We start from the raw sequence: 3,087 nt of genomic DNA, 5'->3' as shown, positions 1-3,087 counted from the left end.
ATCCTGCGCGGCGAGGGCGGGCGCGAGCTGCTCGGCGCCGAACTCGGGCGCCGCGGCGCCGAGGTCGTGATCGCCGAGCTCTACCGGCGCGCGCCGCCGCCCGATGCCGACCCGCAGCGCCTCGCCGGCTGGCTGCGCGACGGGGCGATCGACATCGTCACGGCGAGCAGCAACGAATCCTTGACGAATCTCTTTGATCTGCTTGACGCGCGCGGGCGAGAATCGCTGCTCTCGACGCCCCTGCTGGTCGTCAGCCCGCGCGCCGCCCGTCTGGCCCGCGATCTGGGCTGGTCGCACGCGCCCGTGATCGCCACGGGCGCCGATGCAGCGGCGATCGTGGCTGCGCTGGCCGGGTGGCATTCGGCGCGCACGGCAGAGCACACGACCCACACGATCACTCCAGCAACCACACCGGAACCACCTGCGATCACCGCGCGTGATCCCACCAGCGATCCACCAGAGGACCCGACATGACGGACAAGACGACCCAACCGGGCAAGCCATCACCGCAGGCGCCGATCCTGACGGGCGGCAAGGGCGCGCCGAAGGCTGACGACAAGCCGGCGGGCGGCAAGGCAGCACCGGCGGCGCCGGCCAAGGCGACAGCGGTCGAGGCCGTACCGGTGCGCAGCGGCAGCAGCCCGCTCGGCGGCATCGCGCTGGCGGTGGCGCTGGCCGCGGCGGCCGGCACGGCCTACGTCGGGTACCAGTGGTGGCAGGGCCGGCAGGCCACGATCCAGCACGACGCCGAACTCGATGCGCGCGTGAAGAAGGCGATCAGCGACAGCCAGGCGCAGGGCGCCAAGCAGCTCGCCGACATGCAGGCCGTGGTCAAGTCCGTGCAGGACGAGCTCGCCGCCGCCAAGTCCTCGCTGACCGGCCAGTTCTCCGGCCAGATCGCCGACGTGCAGAAGAAGCAGGCCGCCGACCTGACCGCGCTCGCCGACCGCGTGCAGACGCTGCAGCTCGGCCAGCGCGGCCTGTTCGACGAGGTCGAGGCCGCCAAGACCGCCGCCGCGCGCGGTGACGTGAACGCGCTGACGCTGTCCGAAGTCGGCTATCTGCTGCGCATCGCCAACCACAAGCTCGCGCTCGAAAAGGACCCGAAGGCCGCGCTCGCCGCGCTGTCGCTGGCCGAGCAGCGCCTCGGTGCCGCCAACGAACTCGCGTTCGCGAGCGTGCAGCGCATGCTCGCCGAGAACGTCGCCACCGTGCGCGGCGTGCGCCTGCCGGATCACGCGGCGCTGTCGGCGCGCATCATCGAGCTCGAAGGCAAGGCCGCGACGCTGCGCGTGCGCCCCGACATCCAGGTCGACAACCTGAAGGCACGCGTCAAGCCGCAGCTCGAGAACAGCGTGCCGGACAGCGAGGACCCGTGGTACGAGCGCCTCGCGACCAACGCCTGGAATCAGATCAAGGACATCGTCGTCATCAAGCACGAGCGCACGCAGTCGCAGCCGCTGATGTCGCCGAAGGAATCCTACTTCCTGCACGAGAACCTGAAGCTGAACCTCGAAGGCATGCGCGTCGCGCTGCTGCGTGAGGACGCCGTCGCCTTCCAGCAGTCGGCGCAGCTCGCGCAGGGCCTGCTGAAGGAATACTTCGACACCGCCGATGCGCAGGTGCAGGCGATGGCCAAGGAAGTCGACGGCCTCGCGCAGACGCAGTTCCAGCCCTACCTGCCCGATCTGACCGGCACCGTGCAGGCCTTCAACGAAATCCTCGCGCGCCGCCAGCCGGTGAAGTCGGCCGTCGGCCCGGTGACGCCGCCCGCCCCGGCCGCTGCCCCCGCCCCGGCGGCCACGCCTGAAGCCGCCCCGGCCGGGGAGGTCAAGCCGTGAGCTTCCTGATCGGCCTCATCGTTGCGCTGTTCTCCGCGGTCGGCCTCGCCTGGCTGGTGCGCCAGGACGCCGGCTACGTGCTGATCACCGTCGGCAACTGGACCATCGAGACCTCGGTCGCCGCGGCGCTGGTGATCGGCGTGCTCGGCTTCTTCATCCTCTACAAGCTGATCCGCTACCTCGGCCGCCTGCTGCGCATGCCGGGCACGCTGCGCGCGATCAGCACGCGCCGGCGCGAGCGCAAGGCCGCGCGCCTGCTCGCCCTCGGCCAGAAGGCGCTGGAGGAAGGCCGCCTGCAGGCCGCCGAGAGCGCGTTCCAGAAGGGCATCGTGCTCGCCGAGACCAACCGCGCGCTGTACTTCGTCGGTGCCGCGCGCGCCGCGCACCGCCTCGGCGCCAAGGACCGCCGCGAGCGCTACTTCGAGCAGGCCGCCAAGCTGCCGCGCGATGCGGTCGCGATCGTCGGCATCGCCCGCGCCGAGATGCTGCTGGAGGACGACGACGTCGAGGGCGCGCGCAAGGTGCTGCACGACGTGCAGACGCTCGCCCCGAACCAGCCGCGCGTGCTCGAACTGCAGCTTGAGATCGCCAGCCGCATCGGCGACTGGGACCACGCGCTGCGCCTGCTGCCGGAGCTGCGCAAGCGCAAGCTGCTCGACGAGTCCGGCTTCCACGACGGCCAGATCCAGGTGCACCGCGAACGCCTCGCCAGCACCACGCGCCGCGGCGTCGCCGCCGACGTGCAGCGCGCCTGGAACGGCGTGCCGCGCGCGCTGCGCAACGAGGAAACCCTGCTGATCGAATACGTCGGCAGCCTGCGCGAGCATGACCCGGCCGAGGCCGAGAAGGTGCTGAAGGCCGCGCTCGCGCAGAAGTGGAGCAACCCGCTCTGCATCGCCTACGGCCAGCTCGGCCGCGGCGACCCGAACGCGCAGCTCGCGACCGCCGAGGGCTGGCTGTCGGTGCACAAGGACAATCCCTGGCTGCTGCTGACGCTCGGGCGCCTCGCCGCCCGCGCCCACAAGCTCGACAAGGCCCGCGCCTACCTCGAAGCCAGCCTGAAGATCACGCCGATGGCCGATACCTATGAGGCCCTCGGCGCGCTGCTCGAAGAGCACGACAGCCCGGCCGCGGTCGCCTTCTACCGCGCCGGCCTGCGCCTGCTGACCGGCCGCGACGAGGTGCACACCGGCGAGGCGCTGCCGGCGCAGAAGAGCCTGGCGACCTGATCCGCAGCCTTTCCCGC

At 71.6% G+C, this 3,087-nt stretch carries 3 protein-coding genes; all 3 read left to right on the top strand.

Going from position 1 to position 3,087, the window contains the following annotated elements; translation table 11 throughout:
• The coding region (locus PKE44_RS17255; RefSeq protein WP_324553736.1) for a uroporphyrinogen-III synthase at positions 1 to 474 on the top strand (474 nt) is incomplete at its 5' end.
• Positions 471 to 1,841, top strand: a complete 1,371-nt coding sequence (locus PKE44_RS17250) for a uroporphyrinogen-III C-methyltransferase (protein WP_324553734.1) — start codon at positions 471 to 473, stop codon at positions 1,839 to 1,841. The genes PKE44_RS17255 and PKE44_RS17250, both read left to right, overlap by 4 nt.
• Positions 1,838 to 3,070 carry a heme biosynthesis HemY N-terminal domain-containing protein gene (locus PKE44_RS17245; RefSeq protein WP_324553732.1) on the top strand — a complete coding sequence of 411 codons (1,233 nt, stop codon included), beginning with the start codon at positions 1,838 to 1,840 and terminating at the stop codon, positions 3,068 to 3,070. The genes PKE44_RS17250 and PKE44_RS17245 overlap by 4 nt, the downstream gene beginning before the upstream one ends.
• Positions 3,071 to 3,087: the final 17 nt, after the last annotated feature.

The sequence above is a fragment of the Plasticicumulans sp. genome (assembly GCF_035331805.1).
Classification (GTDB): Bacteria; Pseudomonadota; Gammaproteobacteria; order Competibacterales; family Competibacteraceae; genus Plasticicumulans.
The sequence above is the reverse complement of the archived record's forward strand: the minus strand, read 5'-3'. Positions and strand labels throughout refer to the sequence as shown.

Coding starts and splice junctions, on each gene's coding strand:
- PKE44_RS17250 (WP_324553734.1), top strand. CDS start 471: ATGACGGACAAGACGACCCAACCGGGCAAGCCATCACCGCAGGCGCCG.